The 25,977-nt window shown below is 32.4% G+C and carries 17 protein-coding genes; 3 read left to right on the top strand and 14 right to left on the bottom strand.

Going from position 1 to position 25,977, the window contains the following annotated elements; all coding sequences use genetic code 11:
* Window positions 1–4 precede the first annotated feature (4 nt).
* The 13 genes from ACWA1F_RS10670 to ACWA1F_RS10610 form a co-directional block, all read right to left on the bottom strand.
* The gene (locus tag ACWA1F_RS10670) at window positions 5–7,318 is read right to left on the bottom strand and encodes a hypothetical protein (protein ID WP_456893734.1); all 7,314 of its coding nucleotides are present in this window, start codon (window positions 7,316–7,318) and stop codon (window positions 5–7) included.
* Window positions 7,319–8,075: 757 nt separating this feature from the next.
* Complete coding sequence (locus ACWA1F_RS10665) at window positions 8,076–8,549, bottom strand: hypothetical protein (RefSeq protein WP_456893733.1); 474 nt, start codon at window positions 8,547–8,549, stop codon at window positions 8,076–8,078.
* On the bottom strand, window positions 8,530–11,913 hold the full coding sequence (locus tag ACWA1F_RS10660) for a pyroglutamyl-peptidase I family protein (protein WP_456893732.1): 3,384 nt from the start codon (window positions 11,911–11,913) through the stop codon (window positions 8,530–8,532). Before ACWA1F_RS10660 ends, ACWA1F_RS10665 begins: the two co-directional genes overlap by 20 nt.
* A gap of 2 nt (window positions 11,914–11,915) precedes the next feature.
* Complete coding sequence (locus ACWA1F_RS10655) at window positions 11,916–15,002, bottom strand: S8 family serine peptidase (protein ID WP_456893731.1); 3,087 nt, start codon at window positions 15,000–15,002, stop codon at window positions 11,916–11,918.
* The gene (locus ACWA1F_RS10650; RefSeq protein ID WP_456893730.1) at window positions 14,999–16,246 is read right to left on the bottom strand and encodes a hypothetical protein; all 1,248 of its coding nucleotides are present in this window, start codon (window positions 16,244–16,246) and stop codon (window positions 14,999–15,001) included. The genes ACWA1F_RS10655 and ACWA1F_RS10650 overlap by 4 nt, the downstream gene beginning before the upstream one ends.
* A gap of 135 nt (window positions 16,247–16,381) precedes the next feature.
* Complete coding sequence (locus ACWA1F_RS10645; protein WP_456893729.1) at window positions 16,382–16,873, bottom strand: hypothetical protein; 492 nt, start codon at window positions 16,871–16,873, stop codon at window positions 16,382–16,384.
* 28 nt (window positions 16,874–16,901) lie between these two features.
* Window positions 16,902–17,354, bottom strand: a complete 453-nt coding sequence (locus ACWA1F_RS10640; RefSeq protein WP_456893728.1) for a CHAP domain-containing protein — start codon at window positions 17,352–17,354, stop codon at window positions 16,902–16,904.
* On the bottom strand, window positions 17,351–17,638 hold the full coding sequence (locus tag ACWA1F_RS10635) for a cell wall anchor protein (protein ID WP_456893727.1): 288 nt from the start codon (window positions 17,636–17,638) through the stop codon (window positions 17,351–17,353). The genes ACWA1F_RS10640 and ACWA1F_RS10635 overlap by 4 nt, the downstream gene beginning before the upstream one ends.
* Window positions 17,639–17,945: 307 nt before the next feature.
* Window positions 17,946–18,191 (bottom strand): hypothetical protein, encoded by a 246-nt coding sequence (locus ACWA1F_RS10630; RefSeq protein ID WP_456893726.1) that lies wholly within the window; start codon window positions 18,189–18,191, stop codon window positions 17,946–17,948.
* Between the two features lie 1,356 nt (window positions 18,192–19,547).
* The gene (locus ACWA1F_RS10625) at window positions 19,548–19,787 is read right to left on the bottom strand and encodes a hypothetical protein (RefSeq protein WP_456893725.1); all 240 of its coding nucleotides are present in this window, start codon (window positions 19,785–19,787) and stop codon (window positions 19,548–19,550) included.
* A gap of 238 nt (window positions 19,788–20,025) precedes the next feature.
* Window positions 20,026–20,733, bottom strand: coding sequence for a DUF3164 family protein (locus ACWA1F_RS10620; protein ID WP_456893724.1), 708 nt, complete (start codon window positions 20,731–20,733; stop codon window positions 20,026–20,028).
* 20 nt (window positions 20,734–20,753) lie between these two features.
* Window positions 20,754–21,032: a hypothetical protein gene (locus ACWA1F_RS10615; RefSeq protein WP_456893723.1), complete on the bottom strand. Its 279-nt coding sequence runs from the start codon at window positions 21,030–21,032 to the stop codon at window positions 20,754–20,756.
* Window positions 21,025–21,162, bottom strand: a complete 138-nt coding sequence (locus tag ACWA1F_RS10610; RefSeq protein ID WP_456893722.1) for a hypothetical protein — start codon at window positions 21,160–21,162, stop codon at window positions 21,025–21,027. Before ACWA1F_RS10610 ends, ACWA1F_RS10615 begins: the two co-directional genes overlap by 8 nt.
* 299 nt (window positions 21,163–21,461) lie before the next feature.
* Here ACWA1F_RS10610 and ACWA1F_RS10605 point away from each other — a divergent pair, with 299 nt between their 5' ends.
* Window positions 21,462–22,145 carry a S24 family peptidase gene (locus ACWA1F_RS10605; RefSeq protein WP_456893721.1) on the top strand — a complete coding sequence of 228 codons (684 nt, stop codon included), beginning with the start codon at window positions 21,462–21,464 and terminating at the stop codon, window positions 22,143–22,145.
* A 78-nt stretch (window positions 22,146–22,223) separates the two neighbouring features.
* Here the strand turns inward: ACWA1F_RS10605 and ACWA1F_RS10600 are convergent, their stop codons facing one another.
* Window positions 22,224–23,828 carry a class I SAM-dependent methyltransferase gene (locus tag ACWA1F_RS10600; protein WP_456893720.1) on the bottom strand — a complete coding sequence of 535 codons (1,605 nt, stop codon included), beginning with the start codon at window positions 23,826–23,828 and terminating at the stop codon, window positions 22,224–22,226.
* 235 nt (window positions 23,829–24,063) lie between these two features.
* On the opposite strand from ACWA1F_RS10600, the gene ACWA1F_RS10595 reads away from it, so the two are divergent.
* Window positions 24,064–24,525, top strand: a complete 462-nt coding sequence (locus tag ACWA1F_RS10595) for a hypothetical protein (RefSeq protein ID WP_456893719.1) — start codon at window positions 24,064–24,066, stop codon at window positions 24,523–24,525.
* 402 nt (window positions 24,526–24,927) lie between these two features.
* Entirely contained in the window at window positions 24,928–25,938 is a 1,011-nt protein-coding gene (locus ACWA1F_RS10590) for a LacI family DNA-binding transcriptional regulator (protein WP_456893718.1), read from the top strand.
* Window positions 25,939–25,977: the final 39 nt, after the last annotated feature.

Here is a 25,977-nt window from a genome sequence, read left to right as displayed (position 1 = left end):
TTTTTTAAAGATTTATATTTTCAATAGTTAAGGTTACCGGCTCAGCAGCACGAACTGTTAATGGCGTTGAATTGGCATCAACAGTTCCGTTGTTATTCCACATTCTGTATTCGAACTTGATATTTAAACTTGAATCAGTAATTTTTTTACTGTCATTCATAATTAATACCTGAGCATAGTCTTTAGAATGAAGGGCTTTATAGTTTGCTTTTGCTACGCCAGCATCATCAACTACTGAAATGGTATTTTGAATTTCTTCTAATGGAATTTTAGGAATGTTAAATGGCTCCGGATTACGAACTAAAAGCGCTACGACTTCACCAGTATTGGTATTGATAATTCGGTTAACTTCTGTAGACTGAGCTGGATCCAAAGGAGACATTTTTAGAATTCCTTCAAAAGCGCGATCAAATAAATGCTGATATTTTAATGCCAATGAATTGCTTAAAGTGTCATCAAGTCCTAAGACAACATTGTTTAAAGATGTAATCTGATCTTCGCTTAAACTCAACGGAATATCAAATAAAGCTTTTCTTGCTTCAGCTTGGTGAAGAACATAGCTGTTGACTTGCTCTGCAAAAACTCTATATCGAGAGGTTTGGAAACCAAATTGGTGCACCAATACATTTTCTGAGTCTTCTATTTGATTATTTTGATTTTTATCGAAATAGTTTTTCGCTAAAACAGTATATAATTTCGAAGGTTTTAAATCTGTTAATTTTACTTCATATCCATACGATTTTGGTTTTAAAGCATCTCCAATTGTAATGTCACATTTTATTTTGCCAGTACTTCCTTTAATCATGTTTTGCAACATTTGAATATTCAAAGGAATTCTAGGATCGTTATCATCAACCCATTTTGTGTTTTCTTTTTCTGCACGCGGATACGTAGTAGGATTTTCTACTGTTTGTACTGGTAACGGATATGGAATTAAGACATCGTTTAAAGGATCTTTAATAATAAGATTTAAAGCACCACCAATTTTTGCTCTGCTGTCGTAAACATCCCATTCTTTAAGCATATGATACACATAAGGATTTTTAAAGAACAACGACACTTTACATTGCTCATTTCCGTAGAATGAAGGTTTAGATAATAATAAACTTCCATCGGCATTTGGATAAGAACGGTTGTAGTCTAAATACTGTCTCAATGAAGTCAATGGTGATTTTGATAAATCGGTCAATTCATTTTTAGCAGGAGCATCTTGTCCAGCAGGAACTATAGGATCTGGAACAGGGTAGTGACCTACAGGTCCTAATGTTTTGAAACCATAATAATAATCGAATCTAGTTGTGTCTTTATCATCGACTCTATCTGCCAAAGTGAATTTTAAGCAATAAGTTGAATTTGGTCTCCAAATCGGTTGAACTGTATTTTGAATTGCAGCTTCCATTGCTTGATTATCTTCAGCAACAGCATCAGAACCAGGAATAGTTAAATTGTGCATTGCGCTTTCCTTAGTCAACCATCCAATTTCTTGAATAGAAGTAGAGTAGTTTACTTCGTTATCATCATCAGAATCTCCTCCAGCAGAACAAATAAGAGCGTTAATCGTCAATAAATTTGAAGATTTTGTTCCTCTTGTATAAATCACTTTATCGGTGCTTCCTAAGTCTGTTTGAGTCACAGTCGAATCTGTTAGAGCAGATGCAGACGAAACAACTGAAACAGTTTCTTTTGGATTTAAAGAACAGTTATCAAATTGATCATTAAATAAAGAGAAATAAATTCCTCTCTCATTTTGTTTCGAAGAAAGCATTAGAATCTCATTTTCGGAAGGTTCATTTTGAATGTTAATAATAGAGGCCTGATCATTTGCACTTCCTATTTCAATTAATCTTGAAAGGTTCAATGAGGTATTAAATACAAATAAATATTTTTCATTATAAGCAATAACAGAATTGTCAGCCAAAGTCTTATTCGATAAATAAATTGCAGAATCAAAAATTGTATCGTTTTTGACAACCGTAATAGCAGTTCCGTTAATTTGAACTAATCCGAATTTTCCGTTTGCTAATTTAACCGTAAGCAAGACTTTGTCGTTGGCAATTACTGCATCTGTAATTTCAGAAATGGATGTTTCTGAAACTAGTTTTGTATCTGTTACTGTAATTGCTTTAGTGCTAAGATTGATGCTGAAACGAATAACTTTTTTGTTTTTAGTAATCAAACTGAAATCAGTGCTGTTATGCTGAAGAACTTTGATAGCGACTTCGTCAACCTTTAAGCGACGTAAAAGAGAACGATCTGTACCGTTAATCCAGTTAATTTGAGTTCCATCTGACAAAGTATTAATCCAAAGCAATTCATTATTTGACAATGAAATAAGCTTATTGAAACCTTCAGAATACGTATTCATATATTGCATTCCAGAGTTTCTATTTAATTCAGAATCTAGTTCAATAATGGCAGTTGCAGCAGCAGGAGCTACGCAGCCCACAACAAAAGTGTCATCAACAACAGCTTCTCCAATTCCTTTGCATTGCGTTGCATCCAAAGCTTGAGTAATCAATAAATTGTTATTTACAATTTGCATTGATGTTACCAAACCATTCAATAAACGTTCTCTCAACAAATTTCCTTTTGCATCAATTTGTGCGACAACAGTAGTTTTCGGTGTTGGATGAAATGAAATTAAATAGGTGTCATTGTATTTAAAAACTTTATCAAAAGCAAAAAGAGACCTTCCGTTGTATCCGTAAAAACGAGTAAATGTTAATGGCTCAGAAGTTCCAGTTGGATTATCGTTACCTGCTTCAGCTTTTAATTGCTCCAATAGCGCCATTAAACGATCGTATTCTGCGATATCGCTTGGTTCTGATACAATAAATTCTCCATCAGTTGAAGCGTAAGTAGCATTGAATAACGCAGCAATTTTATTTCGAACATCTAAAATAGCGTCAGCATTTGCAGCCACTGGACTGATGACAATTTTATCAATTTTCTTTTTCGATAAAATATCTCCGTTTTCATCAAATAAAGTTATTGGCAATCTCAGTTCAGCTTTTGTGTAAGCGATCTCTTTTAAAGCTGGCGAATTTATAGCCTTACGTATTTTAACTTCTTCATATTTAGCTAGTTTGTCTCCTTCTTCAAAAACCGAAGTATAGGCAGTAATGTTTACCGTTTTGGCTTGAGTTGTAAGTTTTAAAGTCGGTTCAATAGCAGATTCAGGGAAAATGATTTCGACTTTATCATAATTTTTGAATGAAAGCGATCTTCTAAAACCAAAAGGATTGCTTTCTCCAGAAATGCTCATAAAATCTCCGCCAGAAAGCTTGCCATCCACGATTTCAGGAGTTTCACCAACGAGTTTAAAGAACAGACCATTGATTCTATCTGCTTCATATTGAGTAGGTACATAATAACGTTTTCCTATTTTTTTATTTTTAAAGTTGACATATTCTGCTTCAATGCTATCAGAGACACAGAATAGCTTAGAAGGTGTGATTCCGAATTGTTCCGGAACATGCCAGCCAGGCTCTCCCGCGCTTAAGTATGAAAATGGATTAGTTGCCAATACACGAATGCTATCGTACTGATCGATTACTTTTTGCCATTGCGCCCAAGGCAAATCTTTTACAAGTTCTCTAGAGTCTTTATCAACAACAGCTTTAAAAGGATGATAAGCTTCCCAAGAGTTTCCATTTGCAGAAAGTAATTCAATCGATTCAATTGAATATTGGTGTTTCACCTGACGAAGTTTTCTACCTGCTTTTGATGTTCCTTCAGGTGGCATTAAATCAGTATAATTTTTTGCATCAGCTGTGTAGCCACCTATTATTTTAGAAAGACTAGTATTTGGCAATACCCCTTTAGTCATTTTAATATCGATAAAAGTGTCTAGCGGAATCACTTTAGAAATGGAACTAGGACTAGGCATTTGATTAAAATAATCAAGCAAGAAAGCTTCGTTGGTAAGCATGTGGACTCCTTTTACAGAATCAGCAGTTCTGTTGTCATTAGCATCTCCATGTGTGCCTTTAGGAAGCGGACTGTAAGGCGTACGATCGACAATTCTGTTGATATCCCATTGAAGCTCAATCAAGAAGTTTTTACGTACTCTAATGAAACCAAGTTTAACACGTACACTTAATTCTAATTTTGCATAAATCAAGAACGGTTTAAATGATTCTACAGAGAAGATGGTGTCTAAGACAATTTCAACATTAATAATCCAGATTTTAATCTGAATTCCTCCACCAGCGGCAATGTAACCACCCATTTGAGGACGTTTAAATGAAATTTTTCCGCCCATTTCCAAATATGCCCATAATTTGACTTTTGCAGGTCCGAAGCTTTTCTCCAGTTTAAAGTCTAATCGTGCTCCTGCTTCAATTCCTTGTGCCGAAAGCATAAGAAAGGCTTTAGCTGTAAATAAGGTTAAGATTCTAGCCGTAATCGGATCTTTTTTAGAACCAAGATTAATATACCAAGGTTTCTGGTTTTTGAAGAAAAATCCAGCTTCTAATAAAGCATGCAATTGAATTATCTGTCCGCCATCTTTTGGCATTTGAAAATCTGCTCCAGCGGCAAGTTCCAGTGAATTATCTCCGAAAGCAACCATTGCAAAGAATGGGGGAGTGCTTTGATCTTTCTCAATAGGGCCTAATCGATCGCCAAGAACATTTAATCCTGCCTCGATATAAAATAGAGTAGGCAGAGAGAGTAATAACATGGCTCGCATGTTTAAAATAGTTCCCCCTGTTGATTCAAATGTTGCACCCGCTCCAATAGAGAAAGGTGATTTATATTGCATAGAATCTGGTGGCCCACTGAATTTTCTAATGTTGATTCCCGCTTTTGGATGTTTGTAGAATTCGTACCAAGAATTTTCGGTTGTTAAGCCAGCTGCTTTTTTAGTAGCCACATATCTAAATCCTAATAAACCTCTGAAACCTGTGATTGAAAGAAATCCAAGCGGAATACCTGTTGGCAATTCAATACCTGCATCAACTAAGAACGCAGGGTATTTAGGCGCAAAACGCATTCCTACGCTTCCTGTAATTTTAGCTTTAGGCAATTTTAAGGAAACCTCTCCCATGAATTCTTGTGATTCTCCTGGCTGAGGTAACGAAATCATACCATGAATAATAGCCATCGCAGATTCTTCTGAAGCTGTTCCCGGAATCATCAAATCGACTTCGATAGTTTGGATTCTGATGAAAGAATCTTTGAATCCTTCTTCTGTGCTGTAATAGTATTTAATACCCTCACCACGAGCATCTAATCCAAGAGGATTGACACTGATAGCACCATCAAATCCCCAGAAATTATATTTATGTCCATTAATTTGTGTTGAACCAAAGTTGATGTTGCTTACCGCCATCTGAACTGGTCCAAGATTCACAGATAAATTAATCGGAATCGGAATAGAACCTCCCTCAACTTCAATATTTCCATCGCTATAAATACGAAGTTTTTCAACATCAAAACCTTGACCTTTAGCCAATCTGTTCATTAATGTTCCTTCAGGGAAAGAAACGTAGCAAGAAGTTCCTACATAATAATCGTCATCTTGTTTTCCTAGCTCAAAACTGTGGAAATCGAAATCTACAAGTCCGAATAAATTCGCTTTTGGTTCGCTTGCTTTATCAAAAGAAGCAGTTAGGTTAAAATCGCCATCATCATATAAGTGGCCTTCAAGCGTTGCGTGGAAAGAACTTCCGTCAGGATTCTTTAATTTGTTTATAATTAATTGTCCTTTGATATTAGATCCAATAACCTTGTTTTGTTTGAAAGAAATATCAAATTTGTTGAAACCAATTTCAAAACCACGATTAGGATTACCTATTTTCTTCCAAAGCGTATTATCTGGTGCAAGTTTTGATAAAAAAGTTTGATATTCTTTAGCATTCTTAAAAGTATAAATAGTAGCTGGACTAACTTCTGAAGATACTAATGTAGACTTAGTGGTTAATGTTAAAGGATAACTGAAAGGATAAGGTAAAGTACTTGAAGCGCTAAATTCTTGCAAATAATCTAGCAATTCATTGTAATCGGCAATTTGTGTGATTTCAACGACATCTGTTTCTTCATTCCTTTGTAACATTGAAAGAGGATACTGAAAATCGAACTTATCGCCGAAATAGCTAAAAATACCAGTACTTACAGGAACTGTCTCTAGGTATATATCTCCAGAAATTCCGCCTGTTCCAATTAGTAAATCAGATGCCCCAATTCTTAATGTTGTAGCTGTATTTCCTTGTCCTTCTTTCTCATAATCATGAAACCATTTTGAAGGTAAAGTTACAGATACCGCGCGAGCGTAAACTCCCAAGAAATCATTTGGTCTGCCATCTGCGGTAGCTTCTGGAATGTTTGTTTTTTTACTTAAATCGAGTTTTAAATTTTCAATTTGAATAAGCATACCCGTTTTCCCAATTTCGCAATACTTAGGAGACAAAGTTCCTGCTAGCTCCAGATTGTACCCCATTCCAGCTTCTGTATCAGCATATAGCAGAGCTTTTGCAAATTGAAAACGGGCAATATGCGTTTCATCTTCATCTCTTTTAGTACCCTCTTCATTCCAAGGCACTAACATTTTTCTTGGAAATTCAATTGCAGCCGCTAATTCAAGAGTTACTCTTGACTTTGGAGTAATAATTTTTTTAATGTATTCTTCAATATCATTAGGGATGAAAGAAGAGAAAAAGGTCTTGATTTTAGCTTTAGTTTCAGATAAATCTGTTGATAGTAAATACAAAGAGAAGATAGCAGGAGCAACTTTTTTATCTAAAAGATTAATCTGTACAATTAACTCTTGTAATTTATTTTCTGAAGATTCATCAATTGTAATCGCAGTGTTGTATAATCTGTTTATATCTTGCACAAGCTGTCCAAATTTTGAAAGTGCTGGACTGCTTTGAACTACAAAAGTGTTAATAGCTAACTGAATAATTTGTTCTTCAGAAATGTTCAAAACCGTAAGGGCAAGATCATAAAAATCTTCTACGGAAAATGAAAAGCTATTATTGTTGAAATATTTGAGATAGCGCATTACTTCCCATTCCCAAAAAACAGTGACTGGAAACGAAGAGATTTTTGAATCTTCATAATCAGGATTTAAAACGAAGAAAACTCCAGTTCCGGGTAGTTCTAAAGCTAATTTTTTTCTACTGATAATATCCAAACTATAAAAAGCGCTACTTCCTGAAGTACTTTTAGAAGTTTGATAGTCTTTGTAATACATTTTATCAAAGACACTTTGTAGTCCATCTTTTATAAAACTTAAGAAATCGGGAAGATCTTCAGGCTTCATTAAGTCCGACAGGGATGGGTAGTATTTATATTCTGTTGGCGTTGTTGACATAGTTTTAATACTATTTGTGTTGTTATTTGTATTTTTGATTTACCGTTTTGTAGCTTACTTGACGGAGTTTTTGGTAGTTGCCTATAATCTTTGCATCTTTTTATTTCAATTTATTGATGCTTTGGATTTATAGAATGGCATCATGAATAGCACAGATAATTATTTGATCCCAAAACACTTAGTATGTATAAGTTTTCAGTTTTTTTAATCTATACTTTGATGGATTTTTGTTGTTGTTTCAACTTCACAAGGCAAATATGCGGTGGAATTTTTGCTTTAGAAATTAAGTGCAAGGATGCTGAACTCTTGTGTTTGCAGACTGTACAAAGTTGTACAGTCTATAAACACAGAATTACTTGAAAGTTCAAGAAAAGATTTTAAGTATAAGTAGATCTTGAAAATATTTTGTTGCTAGGGAAATACTCAACGAATTATAACAGTTTTTATCTGATCTATCAGATTATGTGTTTTAAAAGAGTTTTTTAAAATTGTAATAATTTGAAGGAAAACTTACGAAAAGAGTATTCTTTATTGAGTAAAGTGATTTTAAATAAAAGAATATAAAGTTTTAGTATAAGTTTTTCGAATTAAAGGTTGTGATCGTTGAGATGATGACAGTTGTATTGGATAGAACATCTTACCGACTTCCTAGCGTTTAGGTTGATTACTTAAGTTTCGAATAAGATTTTTAAGATTTGGAACGACTCTCTATAGTTTTAGGTTTAAAATAAGTATTATCTGAAATGAAATATTAATTTTAATCAATTATTCTTTTTAATTTAGGAGTCAGGTCCATACCCATAAGGTTTTTATGAACTTTTAAATCTTCAGCGCGATTAATTTGAAGAGAAAAAATATTAGGAGAAAACTCAATGTCTAGGACATAATATATATACGGTTTCAAGCTTCCCCCCATGAAAATTATCATCTTTTCACTTTTTAGTTTTTTATTGGTCACTATGATTAAAAGATTATTTTCAATCAAGTTGTCAATAGATTTTATTATTGCAATATTTGCATTTTGATCATGTGTTATGATTTTTAATTTTGAGAACTCACTGGTATCATGTGAATCTTCAGTATAGGAATAGGAATCGATATCATATTTTTCGGTATTTATATTGATAAATAAATTCGTTTGTCCGCCGAGTGGCTGAGCAGTTGTATTATTAATTACTAATATTAAGAAGCTCAACAAAAAATAATATTTTTTATAATCCCAAAATTGCATCTTGTAATATTTTAGTTGTTTCTGATATAAAGCTACTCGCCGAATCATAGTCGTTTACAGTTAAAACTGGAACATGCAAATGCCCAGATTTTAAACTATCGTTCAAATTTAAGTGATTTCTTAATACAGAGACTCTAAAAAATATTTCATTTGAAAGATATGTACCACCAGAACCTTCTTCAGCTATTTCTCCTGGGGAAGGAGCGTTTAATTTTTCAATACCTGAATCTTCTGGTGTATATCCTTGTTCTGATTGGTCACTTACATACCTTTGATTATATACGACACGTTTATTGGTAAGAGAACCTGGTATCATTTGACTCAATGGCAAAGTCGTTTCTAAAAATTCAGGAATATCACTCAAATCTGCCTTTTTTATTTCATTCATATTTGGGAGATAAAATACATGCGTAGCATTTTGAACGTCCAAGTTATCTGTGAGTACTTTACTTCTATATTTGGAAGCAAATCTTTCGATATCAAATCGTCTCCTTCCCTGACTTACAGTTATGATCATATTTACTTTTGAAATGTGAGGATAGATATATTTTTCTACATAACCTTTGTCAAAATCATCATATCTAACTGGAAAAATCATGGTTTGAATAATTGCATTTCCTATTGATTTACCATGTAAAGACAAAATAGCAAGTCCACTTGGATTCCATTGTTGAATATTATCATTTAATTGAAAAGGATCAAATCCTGTAATTAATATTTTTGTCTTATCATTAGGAAAATTAATGCCATTATAATTTCTGCTTCTTTCTTCGAATAGTAGGATAAGATTTTCTAGCTCGTCTGCATTATTTCCTCCATTAAAGTAAGGATGGCTTTTCAGAGCTACTTGCATTTTTATTCTTGCCCAATATAAGGGTCTGTCATCTGGTGTTGTATTAGTATTTGTTTGTAAAGTTGTCACAGCTTGATTCCAGATAGCCAAAGCACTACTCTCTACTAATGTTTTTGCACTATTGTAAAAATTAGAAGTTTTCTTTATTTTATTAAATGCATTGATAAACGCATCTACTTTGTTTTTCATTCCACTATCTTTTTCAATGAACCAGTCTTCATAGGTTTTACCTTCACTTTTAATTGTTAAACCAATTTGTTCTTCATTATTCCTTACGTAATCTGTAGTGGAGTATTCTTGATAATCAGAATATTCTTTCGAGAAAAAATAAAAATTATCAACTGTATAAACAAAAACTTCATTTGCAGTTTCTGGAAACAAAGTTGATATGTTTCCTTCATTGTTTTCAAAACGAAGACCGACTTTAAACTTTTTAGCATTTGAATTATCGAAAGTTAAATCTTCTTTAAGATGAAAAAAAACATTATCAGCGTCATTGGGTAAAAATTGAGGCATTGCTGTTGCGGTAATCTCTGTCGGAATATTATTTTGACCGTAAACTAGTTTGTTGTACTCTTCTTCTGTTATACCCAAATGAAAATAGCTATACTTTTTAGAAAAAATACTTTTGTTACTTAATGATAAAGAGTTTATATCATTTCCAGTAGCAAATTTTCTTTTAGAAACCAAAAAATCAATATTGTTATAAATATTTTGAACGTATTGCTCCGGTTCAGATCCAAATTCAGGTTCAGGTTTAGGCTTTGGAACGTATTTGTAGATTCCAGATGTTACAGTATTAATATTTAAAGGATCATACTTAATCTTTAGACGATCATTATGCTCGCTGTTACGTTTTATGATGGCCATATATAGTCGACGAGCCTTTCTTGATGAAATACCAAGAATTACAGGCCCTTTTCCATTGTCAAAAACCAATTTATTCTGGATTGATGCTCCAGCATTTATAACATAATCAAGATTAACCATCCTGTTTTTGTCGTAAGTTGCCCAAGAACTCAAGTTTTCTGTTTCAGCGATAGGTAATGAAAAATTAGTGCTGAAATTTACAGGGAATAAATCGTTATAATATTTTTTTAAAGGAAATTCCTGTTTTAAGTTTCCATATATAATCAAAAAGTTAGCACATGATTTCGTTTCATTAACTTGAAAAATAACTGAAATAGGAGCAGTTTTACCAACAATAAATCCAGGAATTGTTTCAGGTTGAATTGGCCTGTCAAGTGAAGGATATTTTGAAGTGTTTTTATTAGGAGAAATAACATCTAATGCTACATGTCTTTCGGTTTTTGGAATTCGAACATCTATATTATAATCTAACTTAAAAGAGATTAACTCAGTGGAAGGGACAGTATCAGTGACTGTTAATTCTTTTATAATAATTGGCCATCCCGAAGTATTATGTAATTCTCCCTCCGTAGAGAATCCATAGACTTTGCGGGTAGTATCGTAATAATTATAACTTCGATTATTTTCACCTTGGATATAGATGTATATCTTATTTTTGGTTTGATATTTATTAATAATTTTGGTAAAAATATCATTATTAGATTTTAGAGGTGTTTCGCTATTAATTGTTTTGATGCTTCCACATTGTATGTGTGATCCCCAAAAAGCAGCGGCATCCATAAACTGATGAATGTATTCTCTGTATCTTTTCCTTTTCGTATCGGTAACAGACGGAATATTTCCTGTGTCAAAAACATGTTCTTTTGCGCGGGCAAACTTCAAATCAAATTTAAATAATTCTTCTTGATTTTGTAATTGATAATCACCGTGATCTAAGACAATATCTAGTCCAATTTCTCCAGTAAAGTTTCCTAAATGTTCTCCAGCCTCACATGATGGAATCTGATAAGAAATATTGATTTCCTTCTTTGTAAAATAATTTTCAATAAGTGTTGTGTCTGGCTGATTTTCGTCGTAACCAATCAAAACAGAAGGAAATTCAGTAGGGGCAGGGAAATTCTCTCCAGTACTTGGATCTTTCAAAGAGGTATTAAATGCGATATATTGCTTCCATAACCTCTTTAAAAAAATAGGTTGATTAGCATCATCAGCTACTGATTTAAGGGTGTTATTACCAATTAAATCTGCTTTATTAATTCCTCTGTAAATAAAGTACTTGATTTTTAGCGGAGCATAAGAATCTTCAGGCTTTAAAATTAAATTTACTTTTGTGCTGTCTTCAGTTTGTGGTTGAATTAGCACTTGACCCTTACAAATTGCAAATACTTTTACAGGATCTGTAGCTGTTGCTCTGACTTTTGATGTTGTTCTGTAATCTGTAGCTAAACGAGTGCTTACTGGACCAAAGGCATCTGTGGCGTAATTAGTAGTAATGGGAGCTGTTAGTTTTGATTCATCTACAAAAAAATAAGAAGCTGGAGAATATTCTTTTTTAGCGTTCCCCGCAGCAATATTATTGAGAACTTCATTTTGAGATGCTTCACTAGTTAGTGTATAAGTGAAATTATAATTTGTTGACATGGTTAGGAATTTATGATTTCTAATTTAATTTCTTCTTCCTCTTCGTTTATTGTTAACTTATGTGAGAAGATCACATTTTTATAGCCATTATGGACAGAAATTGATTCTTTTGGCGCTTCAAAAGCAATCCAATCGGAATTTCCACTTTCCAGTGCCCAACTTGTCCCTGTTTTTTGATATATAACTTCTTCAATTTTTTGATTACCTCTATTTTTTTTGGAGGCTTTAATTTTTAATACATCAAATTCTGAAGCCAAAACATTTTCTAAGTTTAAATCAAAAGTTTTTTCTATATCATTAGTTCCTACTGTGATATTTAATTTATTTCCAGGAATATAGGCAGTTCTGTTATTAACACCGTTATGAGTAACTATGATTTCTTTACAAGATAATTGCTTGTTGTGTCTAATATTAGCCAGTGAAAGATTAATAGGATTTGTAGGGTCTGAATTATCCATATCAAATATGCCATCAAATGGAGCAATGTGAGCTAAAATATAAGCTCTTTTTCTTTTTCCGCTTGGAACCAAAACCCCACCTGCTGTTGGTAGAGGATTGTTATCTTCCCAAAAAGCAGCTATATCATTCCATGGTATTTGAATGATAATTTCTGAATTTGGAGCAATTATTGGAATTTCTTTAACGGCCAATAACTTAACACAAGGTTTGCTGTTGGGTGGTGTGGCATCTTGATTAGGATTGTAATCATACCATTGTTCAGGAAATGGAAAAGCGGGATTGTCTTCATCGGTAAATGCTACCAATACTCTTAAATCACATTCTTTAAAACTCTTTCTGTTTCCTGTGTTTCTGACTCTAACACAAATTACTTGATTATCTGTTGTAGTGATAGTGTTAAAAAGCTGTGTTCCGGATGGTGGTAACATAAGATTCGGATCACTTATTGATTTTACCCATATATCTGGACTAATTACAGGGTTGTTTGGAGTAACTTGTTCTATTACGTTAGCATTTAACTTATCAGCAATTTCCATTTTTGGCTTCTGTAAAGTTGCAGATGTATGCCATTTTAATGCTAGGTCAACAGCGGCACCAGCATCAACTAATCCAGTTCCGTAATGAGTATTATGCATATATCCGTCACTGTTTAACGAATAAGCTGGTATACTGTGAGGAGTGCTTAAATTTGAAATTGTTAGGGTAGATGATGCCGTTTCTTTAAGAATATGTTTTACTTCTGCGGCGCTTAAATCTGGATTTGCAGACAGTACTAGTGCAGCGACTCCAGAAACAAATGGAGTAGCGGCAGATGTACCAATAAATTGATCTGTTATATCACCGGTAGCCATATTTTTCACATATTTTGTCCCCGGAGTTTGTCTTGTAAATGACAAAGGTTCTTTTAAAGTAATAATTTTATTGGGTATATCAATAGTTAGAATATTTGAATACGCATCTGATTCGTCTATATCTATAAACCCTCCAGGAAAGAAACCTTCAATATTTTGCACCATAATTTTGTCACTGTTATTTCTATTGCCAGAGATAATTACAGAACTTTTTCGAGGAAAAACAACATAGTCCCCAACATTAACAGTAGTGCCAGATACAAGGGTTATTTCATCATTTATTGAATCTACTCTACTAATATTTCCTGAAATTCCAATTGAACTATCACCTAAAGTGCCTATGTAAATTTTATCTGTTGTAGACGCAAAAGCTCCCTTGCTATATTCAACTTTGAATGTTCTATTTGTGGATATAGATACAATTTTGGTAAACATTGGGGAAAATTCTAAAATGCTTCTATTAACTGTGCCACTTGAATCTATCAAGTTTGTATAAGCTGTTTTCTTCATTTCTTTTATTGAAATCTTATTGCCTGGAATTACTGCATCTACATAATATATTTCATAGTTATTTAAACTACTGAATTCTCCTATAATTATTGCTTGTCCGGCATATACTCCATTCGTGTTATTAAATTCCAATTCAACTGAAGCAAAATAATCAGCATTTGGTGGGGAGAATTCAGTTGTACTAACTTTTGTCTTTAAGGAAAGTTTTAAAGGACTATTTGAACAAATATTACCAGCTCCTTTTACAGTAGTAGAGAAAATTTTGTTTTTATTTTGGAGACCTAATGGAGGTGTGAATGCTGGGTCATCACCTTCTCCTCCTCCTGGCGCACAAATGTCTACTCTTGCTCCAAAATTGCTGTAATTTGATTTTTTTGAATTTGCAGGCGGACTATTTGTCAGCCAATTATATCCATTATCAACCGATACTGCCCCAACAATTATGGGTTTGTTGCTATAAGCAAATTCATTTAAAAATTCATTTGGTCTTGGTTCAATGTCCAGACCATTATTACCTGAACCAATTACTGATAAAGCGCCTCTACCTTTTCTACCAAAAAAACTAATTTCATTAAAAATTATTTTTGAATAATTTTCATTAATTAGGCCCGGAGCATTTAGTGCTTGAATACTTAAACTAAAAATATCAGCATACGAATCGTTTAAGAAAAAATTTAAATTAGAACCAGCATTTGTTGTTCCTCTATCTTTAAATAAATTATATACAGTTATTTTGTCTGTAGTGATATTATAAGCATCATTTAGGACATTCAATTTAGGAGATGTGTATTCTAAACCAGCTAATGCGAACATTGAAAATAACCTGATTCTAGGTATATTATTAGTGCTAATAGAATAGAAAGAGCAATTTGGAGCAACTCCTATAATTCCTTCTCCATTATATGCTGATAAATTGTTTATTTGTGCTTTTGCCATTGCGATGCCACTAACTTCCATTCCATGGGAACCTCCTAAGAAATCTTTAATATCAAAGAATGGTTGCTGTGGATATTCAAAAGCTATATTTTTTAAAAATTTAGGATTACCTACAGTTGTTTGCCCACTAAAACTTTTATGGACAGATAGGTTGTTTTTTGTTTCAACTCCTTGATCGACAATTGCAACATTTATAGTAGGGCTACCAAAAGACTTTTCATTTGAACTACCATTTATTGATTGAGAATTATTTAATAAATCCCAGGCTTTTTCAACGTTTATTAATTTTAATCCCCATTGTTGATTAAAAAATTTGTTATTTACTGTAATCATTTAGTAATATTTTTTTCAATTTTTTGATATATTTTAATTCCTAATAAATTATAATACTCTATTAAGTCCATTGTGCCTGATGGGGAGGCTATATTGTTTTTAAGTTTATAAATTTCTATTCCCTTATTTGTTTTTTTTGACTCGATTAAAAAATCTTCTTTTTTATAGTTATGGTTATCCTCATTGTCATAATTAATTTGATAGCAAAATTCATGGTTTTTATAAGTGATACTAATTAACTCATTACGCAAGATGTCAGAAGTAGCTATATATTGCTTTAGATAATTTTGATCATTAGGCATGCTTGTAATTCCACGTGTTTTTTTGCAATTGACAAACATTGTATCACTATTTTTGAAATTATTTAATAATTCTCCCTTATTAATTCTTATCTGCTCAGAATTGGATAAATTTTCCATTTCTTTTTTATTACGTCTGTAAATATTGTTTTTTATCAAGCCATTTTTTAATTTTTCTTTAAAATCGCTATATATATATGATGGAAAATTTTGAATATCACATTGAGAATATTTAATGTAGTTGGGAATATACAATGGCATACCATCTAAATCAAAATAAGTTTTTTTTTCATCTTTAGTAAGCATAAGTATAGCATATATTGCAAGAATATTTTTATCAGCATTTATCTCTTTAATTAAAGGATCATTAAATCTTTTAAATTTTTTTTTATCTTTTTTTTCTACTATTATAGTACTTAATCCCATAGGACCAAAGTATAATTCATCTTTAACTATAAGACTTTTGTGAAATTTAGCTATGTATTCTTTAGCAAAACATAAAGACTTAGAATCAAAATCTGAACAGGTTTTTAATGCATTCACTATAGTATCACTAAATAAAATGTAAATACGAAAATCGTCTTCTTTATAAAAATTAGTAGAATCGCCTGGTATTTTCAATCTATAAGGAGAATATAATTTAAGATTCAATTCTTTCGGTAACCTTTCCAAATTTTGATAACCCTTCTCATTATATTTTTTATGGTAAGCCATGATTGTATTATACCCAGCAGGTATTTTATCAAAATAATAAAACTTACCTTTTTTGTCATACAGACCAGTAATCGGAGGAATTTCGAAACCTTCAAGAGTTACTTTTGCATCATCAATGTTCTTTCCTGTTTCAGCATCTTCAAGATAGATTTTTATTTGGTGCGTCTCTTTTTGCTGAGCATAGATAAACAATGATAGGAAAGAGAAAACGAATGTAAAGACCTGTTTCATAGTAGTGTGATATTGTTAAGTTGATTTGAGACGAATTTTGTTTTATAACGCGTTCTAGTTTAGCATAGAAGCTTATCAAAGCTAATTTAATAACAATAATCAAAAATCTAACCAATTTATATCATTATACACTTGTTAAAATAAATGATAGAATCTCCTAATGAATCTTACGAAGTAATAAACCAGTACCAACAGAAAAATCCTTCCCAGCCAGATTTGCACCTTTTGCCAGAAATTCAAATAATTGACAAATTTTGTGGTGTTGATGGTTTTTACTTCGGTTTCTTTTACCTGTTGCGATTTCCAGCGGGCGTAGAGTTCCTGCTCTTTAAGTTCGCAGTCAACGTTAAGTTTATTGTTATCAAGACGAACCTTTGGGCTTTTTAATGTACGCCCTGGTTCGGCTTGAGTAACATTCTTAACAACTACTTTTCCGTTTTGGCATTCTAATAATGCTTTGAAAGAACTGCTGTCTTTCTGAATTTTAAAAACAGTATCATGTACCATTTCTTTGATTGTGATCGTTTTGGTTTTTTCTTCGCTTAGAACTGGCTTCGGACTTTTGCACGAAACCAGAACTAAGACTGAAAAAAACAAAAAAACAAGACGTTTTAAATTATTTATCATAAATTATAATTTGTTTATTAAGTGTGTTTTAGAGCCTCAAAAAGCCTTTAATGCTCTTAATTTCTCTTTTTCTTCTGGCCACTTTATAGCCTTCTCGTCCTCCCATGTCGTTTGTATTTCCTTCAATGGTGTAAATAAGACTTCCTGCGACTTTATCAACAATTCCAGCATGACCTGTTCCATTTTTAAAATCGATGATAAAAACATCACCAGGCTGAGGATCTTTTTTTACTAGAGGTTTGCTAGAATTGTATTGGTCTAAAACGCCTCCTGTTTTCTTCAAAGGATTTTTGACACCCAATTGCAATGCGGCTTTTTGAGTACACCAGTAAACAAAAGCCATGCACCAAGGATATCCTTTTGGCAGTCCGACGCTTCTTAAATAAATTTCGACTTCAGGGCCAGCGTTGCTATTTCGAGGCATTTCTTCAACACCAACTTGAGCGTACGAAATTTCTAATGTTTTTTGGGCTAATGTCATTGTTGTTTTCCGTTTAGTTGTTTAAATTTTTGAAGCTCATCTACCAATTGCTGATTTATGAGCATGAGCTCCTTGTGTTGTATTTCCATTTTTTTGATGGTTTCGGTTGCCGTGGTAAGTCGAGCGGTAAGGTCGTCAAGTAAGTCACGATAATATTTTACAGCGCTCACGGCGTTATCAAGTTCAGCAGCTCTATCTTGAGCTAATGATTTTCTCATTGAGAAAAACCAGGTAATAAATGCGGCAAAAAAAGCGGTAAGAGTGGGGTATAGAAACTGTTCCATTTAATGTTTTGAAAATATGTGTTAGGATTAAAATTTGTTTTTGAGAAACTGCTTTAAGTATTGTTTTGTGGAAGAAATCTGGCCTTAATTTTCTGTAGTAATTGCTGTAGCTGTTTCCTTTTGTGGGTACAAAGATTGCCTTAAAAAAGCAGTAAAAAAAACGAATGAAAGGCACTTAAACACTTGTATTCTGGTCCTTTACAGAGTTGTTCAGTCAACGAACAGTCGCTGTTTTTACTGAGAAAAACACCGCATCTTTGCAGAGCGATTCAGATAAAATAACAGTAGTCAATTTGGTTTTACTGTTTTATAAATTCTTGGTCTGATTCGAGAGCAGTTCTTCTATTTTTTTAAGTTCAGAAGTTATCGGAGTACAAAGAATCTCATACAAAGTGGTACGAGAAATAGGGTAGACCGGATAGATGTATTTACGCCAAACTACAGTAGTAGGAATATCTTCAGTTTTGTGTTTTTGATACAATTCTTTGATAAGCTTATAACGTAAGAGTTTATTTTTTTGAATGCCTAGACTTCTGTTAGTAGATATTGCCATAATGAAAGAATAAAATGATTTAAAAAAGAATTGTTTTAGAAAGAAATACAGCCATTCAAGGCTTAAATAAATACATAAATGCATTACAGATAACCAAAACCATTTGATCCTTATATATCAATGGCCTCTCTCCTAATGCCGAAAATCGTCTGGAACTTCGTCCTGAAGTTATTCTTGCATAACACTTAATGATTTAAGTTAGCAGAGTCCGCACGACAATTTGTTCCTGAGTTATAAACTTGGAACATCCTGGGAAAAAGAATGGTTTTGAGTTATTTGATTAGGGCAGAAAGCGCCCGCTTTTCGGTTCCTGATTTTCTTAAAATAAGTTAAGAAAACAGGAACCTTTTTTATTTGCTGCAGTTTTAAAAACAGTCGGGTTTTGAGTGGGAAAAATTCATATCAAACTATTTCTGTTTGATATGAATTTTAATAAGTAATAAGGATGTGAAATTTAATTTACAATTTGTGATTGTCCTTTTTTTTAAGCTCATTTTTGTATTGCTTAAAAGTTGAATTTATTTTGAAATTAATCCATTCGCGAAAATCCAATATCGGTTTTAAATATGTTGCAATTAAAAGAGCTCCTAAAAGAAGAGAAGCATAAATGTCATGGTTTGGTAACATCGATTTATAGGTTTTTGGGTTATGTAGAGAAGTCTTAATGTCAATTTATGTTGACTATTTTTCTTGGTGTTTATTCATGTTTACGCAATTGTAAAATAGTTCTTAATTTTTTCAGATCGTATTCAATTAGGCTTCTTTCAGCACTATTAGGATTTTTAATTAGCCAAGATTCTAGTTCCTGTATTTTTTCGATAATTTGAGAAATAGTCATTTTGATTTAGGATTTAAAATAGGTCGATTTTTTTTTGCATAAATGAGTTTATGGATTTATAGTATTGGGATGTTATTTTTTTGTAAATGATTGTCTTGAATTTACAGATGGAGAAGATTGTTTCAAAAAGTGAAATCAGAAAAAAATGAGACTTTTTTTGATTCACGCTAGAATATAAATTAGAAGCTTTTATAAGATAAAGCTAAGAGGAAGCGGTACGTTTATAAAACGTTTTTAAGATCAAAATCGAGTTTTGATTAGAAGAAAAAGCCTGTAAAATAAATTGTTACAGGCTTTTTCTTTGATTAAAATGTCAAAAGAACGTATTTCAATACTATGATTTTAAATCAATTTAGATGATTTTTGATTCAGATTTTTAAAAATTGAATCTAGTTGAGAGAGCAAAGATCTGAGCTTTATATGCTTAAAAAAAGTCAATGCAAGGTGGTTGAACACCAATGTTCGAAGTTTTTACAGACTTGTACAGAAAAGCAATTTTAGCTGAATTTATTAAGTAATTATGAAGCCATTTTTTGGCTCAATTCTTCGATTTTTTTCAATTCGATTGTAATCGGAGTACACAGAACTTCGTAAAGTGTAGTTCTTGAAATAGGATAAACAGGATAAATATATTTACGCCAAACAACTGTAGTTGGGATATCTTCCGTTTTGTGTTTTTGATATAAATCCTTGATAAGTTTATATCGAAGTAATTTGTTTTTTTGAATTCCGAGGCTTCTTTGACTTGAGATTGGCATGATAAAAAGATTAAAGTGATGAAATAATGAAGTGCAGTAATTTGTGGTATTTGGTTGAACTTAATTGCCTAAAAAAGAATTTTGTGATCTGTTTTTAACTTTGTTTTTGAGTTCATTTCTATATTGTTTGTACGTAGTGCTTATTTTAAAATTTAGCCATTCATTAAATATCAAAATAGGCTTTAGATTGGTTGCAATTAATAAAAGCGCTAAAAGTGCCGATGCGTAAATGTCATTATTAGGCTGCATTGGGATGTTCGTTTTGTTGGTTAAAAAAATTGAAAACATATCCTTGTAAAAAATCAACAGAAGACATAGACAATGGAATATTAGTTCTTGTTCCATTTTCGTTAATTGTGCTTGCTTCAATAAACCAGCTTGAACGAATTGGTCTAAATGATGAAGCAATGATTTCGACGCCATCAGTGAACTCTTCATTGTTGAATTCTTTGGTAAGCTTCTGTAGTTCAAGAACTCTCGATCCTTTCAGATTTCCTTTAGCATCCTTTTTTAAAAGATTGAAAACAATTTTTACCAATGAAGCCGTTTCTTTATTTGTAGAAAGTGATGCTATGTAATTTTGTACTTTTTCAATACCGATCGTTACCGTATCATCCCAGCCTTCGTTAATTCGGTATCCAATTGTGATTTCTTCATTTTCATTAGAAAAGGTATGAGACATTTGTTTTTCCTTAAAACCGTAAACTTGATTTTTTAAATCTAGAATAGTTTCGAAAAGCTGAAACGTTTCTGTTTTTACATTTTGAATCATTTCAGAGGTCTTTTTTAATTTCAATAATGCTTTTGGAATGGTCTCCGCGACTAGTTTTTTATAGGTATCTCTTTCCTGATTTTTTTTGCTTTCAACTCTAATTAAGGCTTCTTTTAATTGTTTGGCTGAAAATTGAGATAGGTCAATTGTCTGGTTGCTGATAATTGTGTTCATAGTCTTTTGGTTTTAAATTTTTATAAAGTCGTATCAATTTCTTCTTTAAGTGGATCTGCATAATAAGGTTTAAAGTTATATTGTAGAGCTAGTTTCGATATGGCTATGATTTTGTTTTCTATAGCAGATGAAACAGGTCTTGGAGCAGCTTCTTCGTTTTCTAAAATATGCATCCACTGAAAACGTTCCTGATTAATACAGATTCTTTCTCCGGCGGTAAAAGTTTTCTTTTTTTCAGAACAGTATTGAAGTGCCAGATATAATGTTGCAATACGTTCTTCGATTTGTGCGTTACTCATGATTTTTTTCTAATTGATTTTTTAATTTTTTAATGTCAGATTCGATTAAACTCCTTTCGGGGCTGTTTGGATTTTCAATAAGCCAATTTTCCATTTCCCGAATTTTTTCTTTGATTTGATTTGTTCCCATTTCGATTTGGATTATAGATTAATGTTATTTTTTGATTCTCGTTAAGTATTATTTTAGATACGTAGTATTTTACATTATTTTTGAATTTTTAGGGTAAAATTTTTACGTATCATGTATTTGTTATTTTGTTTGTTGTAAATCAATTAATTGTGTTTGTTTTTGGGTTTTGCTTATTTATGTTTCAAATATATTTTCTGGCTTAACCCCTTGTTTTTCAATTTTATTTTTCTTTACTTTGCAAATATAATGTAAAATAATACATTAAAACAAATTTTTAACGTAAAATAATACATCTTTTTATGGGGTCAACGGAAAGAGTACGGGAATATCTTGATTATAAAGGGATTACTAAGTATAAGTTTTGTAATGATTTAGGTTTTTCTAATAAGTTTTTAGACAATAGCAGTAATATGGGAACTGATAAAGCGTGTAAAATATTACATCATTATCCAGACCTAAATTCAGAGTGGCTGTTAACAGGAAACGGACCGATGATTAAAGAAGAAAATACTAGCGTAATGATTATGAATAGTGATAGAAAAACAGTCGATTCGCTGCATGCTGCTCAAGAAATACCTTTATATGATCTAGAAGCGGTTGCGGGTTTAAGAGAATTGTTTAGCAGTGGAGAACCGCAAAGAATTTTGGATACGATAAAAATTCCTAATCTTCCAAAATGTGATGGTGCAATTTCCGTTACTGGAGATAGTATGTATCCTTTATTAAAATCGGGAGATATTATTCTGTATAAGGAAACAGAATTTGAAAATATCTTTTTTGGCGAAATGTATCTTTTAAGCGTAAAACTGAACGATTGGGAAGAATACATTACAGTGAAATATGTTCAGAAATCTGATCAAGGTCAGGAATTTGTGAAATTGGTTAGTCAGAATTCGCATCATCAGCCAAAAGATATTCACGTGTCAAAAATATCTGCTTTGGCACTTATAAAAGCAAGTATCCGTATTAATACGATGATGTAGTTGTTTCCGTGAATTTCATGAAACTAAATCTTAAATAAATTATGGACGATTGGTAATTCTTTAGAAATCTTCCATAATTTATTTCCCTTTCAATAAATTAATGCTCACCGTCGCCGTATCAGCATCTGGAAATCTTTTAAAAATCGCTTTATCCGGAAACAAACCAGCCTCTGCCGCAATGGCATTAAAAACGTCGATTTCAACAATATACTGATCCGAAAAACCGTGAGTTGCATCGTAAGCTGTTGCGGGTGTTCGGCCTAAATGGCCGGCAGTCAATTTCGGATTTATGGTATGCAATTCTATTAGCAGCAAACCAAATTTATGCACATAAGGAGACCATTTTTGCAAATGCTCCAAAAGATTATCTTCGACTAGATTGTTGCTAATTCGCTTTCCTCTGTAAGAAAACGCTCCAGTCGAGTTGCTGACTCTGTTTGGATTAATATCTTTTGGCTCCTGCCAGATTCGGTTATGGTCTAAAAAAGTCCTCACATTGAGAAGATCTTTCAGGTCAATATTATAATTTTCTTTCAGATCGTTGGCAAGTAAATCAGGTCGGCCAATATCGCCCCAGATTACTTTTGCCCAAATATCTGCATTTATAAGATTGGCTCTCGTCACTTTCAAAGCAGTCTGATTGTAATCTACTCCGACTATAAATAACGGATATTCATCGAGCATTTTTCCTCGTAAAGTCTGTCTGTCGATTACCTCGAAAATGTGCTGTAGAAAGGCGCCATTTCCGCATCCCATATCCAGGATTCCTTTTGGCTGTTCTTCGATAGGAAGATTGAAAAGTTTGATTAGAATTTCGTCCACGACTTTAAAATAAGTATCGTGAGCGCCGCCGCTTCCCCAAACATTCATTTCGCGATCCACATGAATTTCATTTTCGCCTTCAGCAGTTCGTAAGGCATCCGGATTGCCGAAAATTAATTCTTCAATTTTAGCAAATGTTGGCAGATAAGAAACTGTAACGCCATAAGCACTGGCTCTTTTGGCAAAAAACAAACCTGCTTCTGTAAACTGATAATTTCCATTTTTTTCTAGAAACCAGTCCAAATGCACAAAAAAATCTAAAATCTTTTTAAAGTTTTCTGGTGATTTATGAAATTCTTCGGGTCTGAAAGAAGTTTCCATAAAATATTTATGAAACATTCCGTTCATGGCCAGACGCACGATAGTCGGACCAATTAAATAGCCTTCAACATGTTTTAAAATTTGTTCCTGAATGCTATTGATTAGAGGATCGTTGGAAGGCTCAATTCCGTATCTTTTTTTATATTTTTCAAAAATTACATTAAGTTTTTCAAAAGGCGTATCTTCAAACAAACGCGGATGAAATTGTATCGATAACTGAAGCAGTTTAGCTACATCTTCATAAAGATAAAACAGCGAAAAAGCAGTTTCGGTTTTCTCATTTACAGCAATTGAAATAATCTGTGTTTTATTGTCAACTTCATAATCTAAAAAACCTTGAGAAGCCAAAACTCTTAAAGCGACATTGAGATAGCCTTCATTGGCATTAAAAGCTGTCGTAAGTTCAGATAGTGTTGTCTGCTTTTTGTCTAAGATAAATGGTAATACAGATTTATTTTTTAGGGCAATTGCTACAGGTGCAGTAACCAAGCCGTCAAGATGCCTGAAAATGGAACTTAGAAGTTGTGATTTATCGGTCATAATGCAAAAATGAAGGTTAGTTAAAAATAGTGATTTTTTTCTTACTTACTGCATGTTGTTTTTTTTGTTAGGAAGAGGTTTTTTTTGGATTTTATTCATTCGTTTGATATAAATATTTTTAGCATTTTAGGAATTATTTTTTCACTTAGAATGATTTACTTTTCTGCTAATCCTTGTGAAATTAATTTGTAGGTTTGGGTAAAAGAAAATTCATGTTAAATAAGGAATGGTTATTATGAAAAAAATTGGCATTAAAATAACTGGTGTGATTTCTGTAATTTCTATAATCTCATTTTTTTTATTTTTTCTATTCTTACTTTTTGAGGGGGCACTTATAAGAAAAGACATTAAGTTTAATGGTAAAATTTCTGTTGGGAAATGTATTTTACATCGTAAATACAATAGAGCGCAAATTGATTATTTAATTTACAATATTGATGGAATAAGATATCAAGGAGAAGGAGGTGCTTCGGTTGGCTCTTCGGAAAATGTTGGTAGGTTCTACAAGATTCGTTATTCTGAAAAATTTAAGGGGTCTTTAGAAGTTTATTTTGATCAAGAAGTTACAGACACTTTGGAAATCCTTGAAGCGGGCTTTAAAAAAAGCGAAATTAATACATTAGGAGGTAATTCCATAATTGCCCGTGAAGCATCACTTAAACAAGAAATATTTGCAATACTCAACATTAGAGAATAAATCGGTTTTGGAGAAAATCCATAAATGTTTAAAGGAATCTTTAATTAGTAATTATGATATAATTTGCGTCAAACGATTTTTGATGTATTGGTTTTCTTATTCAACTTTCTGAATTTCTATATTTTTTGTCCTTCTCAGAACTGAAAAAAAACTATTTTTTCGTTTTTTATGGCAATAATAATGTCCAAAATGCAGTTAAAATCAATATCAAAATCATAAAATCTATATTAAAAGTCAGAATGACAATAACGGGGATAAATCCAGCAATTACTGAATATTTTGTTATTTTTTAGCTATAAAAAAACATTTTATTGAAAATAAATTTTACTAAAACGTTTTTGTAAGTTGTACTTACATATATTTGTGATGTACTAAAATATGCAACAATAAAATAATTACCCGATGAAAAAGATTACAATTAGAGATATTGCTAAAAAAGCTGAGGTTTCTATTTCTACTGTGTCTTTTGTGATCAACGGGAAGGGTGAAAAAATGGCTATCAGTCCGGCAGTAATCAAAAAAGTTCAGGACGTAGCACAAAAACTGCAATACAAACCAAGTATGATCGCGAGCAGTTTGCGAACAGGAAAAACAAGATCGATCGGACTTATTGTAGAAGATATATCCAATCAGTTTTTTGCAGATTTGGCGAGAGTGATCGAAGACGAGGCAAAAAATATTAATTATAGAGTTTTTTATTGCAGTACAAACGACGATAATGACCGTTCTGAAGAATTGGTGCAAAGTCTTTTGCAGGCAAATGTGGAAGGTTTTATTATTACGCCAACACGAAATTTGGAAAAAACAATCAGTCAGCTTTTAAAATTGCAGAAACCAGTTGTGCTAATCGACCGATATTTTGCCAATCAAAAGGTAAGTCATGTTGTGATGGACAATTACGAAGGTTCTTACGCTGCTGCTAAATTTTTGATGAGTAAAGGAAGAAAGAATATTGCAGTTGTGAATAATAAGTCTGGAATGATTCAGATGAAATTGAGAGAAAAAGGATATGTTGAAGCCTTAAAGGAAGAAGGAATTTATAACGAAAAATATACGCTTCATTTAGATTATCATGCGAGTGAACAAAGCAGAATTGAAGCCATCATAAATTTCTTTACAGAAAATAAAGAGATAGATGCCGTTCTTTTTCTGGCAAATTATCTTGGACTTGCGGGACTTCAAGCTTTTCGAGATTTGAAATACAAAATTCCAGACGACATTTCGGTTATCAGTTTTGATGATCACGACAGCTTCAAACTGCATACGCCCACAATATCTGTAGTTGCCCAACCGATAGAACAGATAGCGGTCAAATCCATACAATTGCTAATGAGTCAAATGACAAACCTGGACGATTTTAAAATTGAAAAAGTTCTCGAAAAAGGCAATTTAATTATAAGAGAATCAATTTAAAAAAATATAAAATGAAAAGTGAGTTTAGACTTTTTTTTA

The sequence above is a fragment of the Flavobacterium erigeronis genome, assembly GCF_054075165.1.
Note: the sequence above shows the minus strand (reverse complement) of the source record. Positions and strands in the feature narration are given on the sequence as shown.

Bases quoted from the DNA above. Each gene is read 5' to 3' on its own strand.
- ACWA1F_RS10635 (WP_456893727.1), bottom strand. From the start codon at position 17,638: ATGGAACAGTTTCTATACCCCACTCTTACCGCTTTTTTTGCCGCATTT.
- ACWA1F_RS10640 (WP_456893728.1), bottom strand. From the start codon at position 17,354: ATGACATTAGCCCAAAAAACATTAGAAATTTCGTACGCTCAAGTTGGT.
- ACWA1F_RS10625 (WP_456893725.1), bottom strand. From the start codon at position 19,787: ATGCCAATCTCAAGTCAAAGAAGCCTCGGAATTCAAAAAAACAAATTA.
- ACWA1F_RS10595 (WP_456893719.1), top strand. From the start codon at position 24,064: ATGAAAAAAATTGGCATTAAAATAACTGGTGTGATTTCTGTAATTTCT.
- ACWA1F_RS10610 (WP_456893722.1), bottom strand. From the start codon at position 21,162: ATGGGAACAAATCAAATCAAAGAAAAAATTCGGGAAATGGAAAATTGG.
- ACWA1F_RS10590 (WP_456893718.1), top strand. From the start codon at position 24,928: ATGAAAAAGATTACAATTAGAGATATTGCTAAAAAAGCTGAGGTTTCT.
- ACWA1F_RS10655 (WP_456893731.1), bottom strand. From the start codon at position 15,002: ATGATTACAGTAAATAACAAATTTTTTAATCAACAATGGGGATTAAAA.
- ACWA1F_RS10645 (WP_456893729.1), bottom strand. From the start codon at position 16,873: ATGATAAATAATTTAAAACGTCTTGTTTTTTTGTTTTTTTCAGTCTTA.
- ACWA1F_RS10615 (WP_456893723.1), bottom strand. From the start codon at position 21,032: ATGAGTAACGCACAAATCGAAGAACGTATTGCAACATTATATCTGGCA.
- ACWA1F_RS10665 (WP_456893733.1), bottom strand. From the start codon at position 8,549: ATGCAATTTTGGGATTATAAAAAATATTATTTTTTGTTGAGCTTCTTA.
- ACWA1F_RS10660 (WP_456893732.1), bottom strand. From the start codon at position 11,913: ATGTCAACAAATTATAATTTCACTTATACACTAACTAGTGAAGCATCT.
- ACWA1F_RS10600 (WP_456893720.1), bottom strand. From the start codon at position 23,828: ATGACCGATAAATCACAACTTCTAAGTTCCATTTTCAGGCATCTTGAC.
- ACWA1F_RS10670 (WP_456893734.1), bottom strand. From the start codon at position 7,318: ATGTCAACAACGCCAACAGAATATAAATACTACCCATCCCTGTCGGAC.
- ACWA1F_RS10650 (WP_456893730.1), bottom strand. From the start codon at position 16,246: ATGAAACAGGTCTTTACATTCGTTTTCTCTTTCCTATCATTGTTTATC.
- ACWA1F_RS10605 (WP_456893721.1), top strand. From the start codon at position 21,462: ATGGGGTCAACGGAAAGAGTACGGGAATATCTTGATTATAAAGGGATT.
- ACWA1F_RS10620 (WP_456893724.1), bottom strand. From the start codon at position 20,733: ATGAACACAATTATCAGCAACCAGACAATTGACCTATCTCAATTTTCA.
- ACWA1F_RS10630 (WP_456893726.1), bottom strand. From the start codon at position 18,191: ATGGCAATATCTACTAACAGAAGTCTAGGCATTCAAAAAAATAAACTC.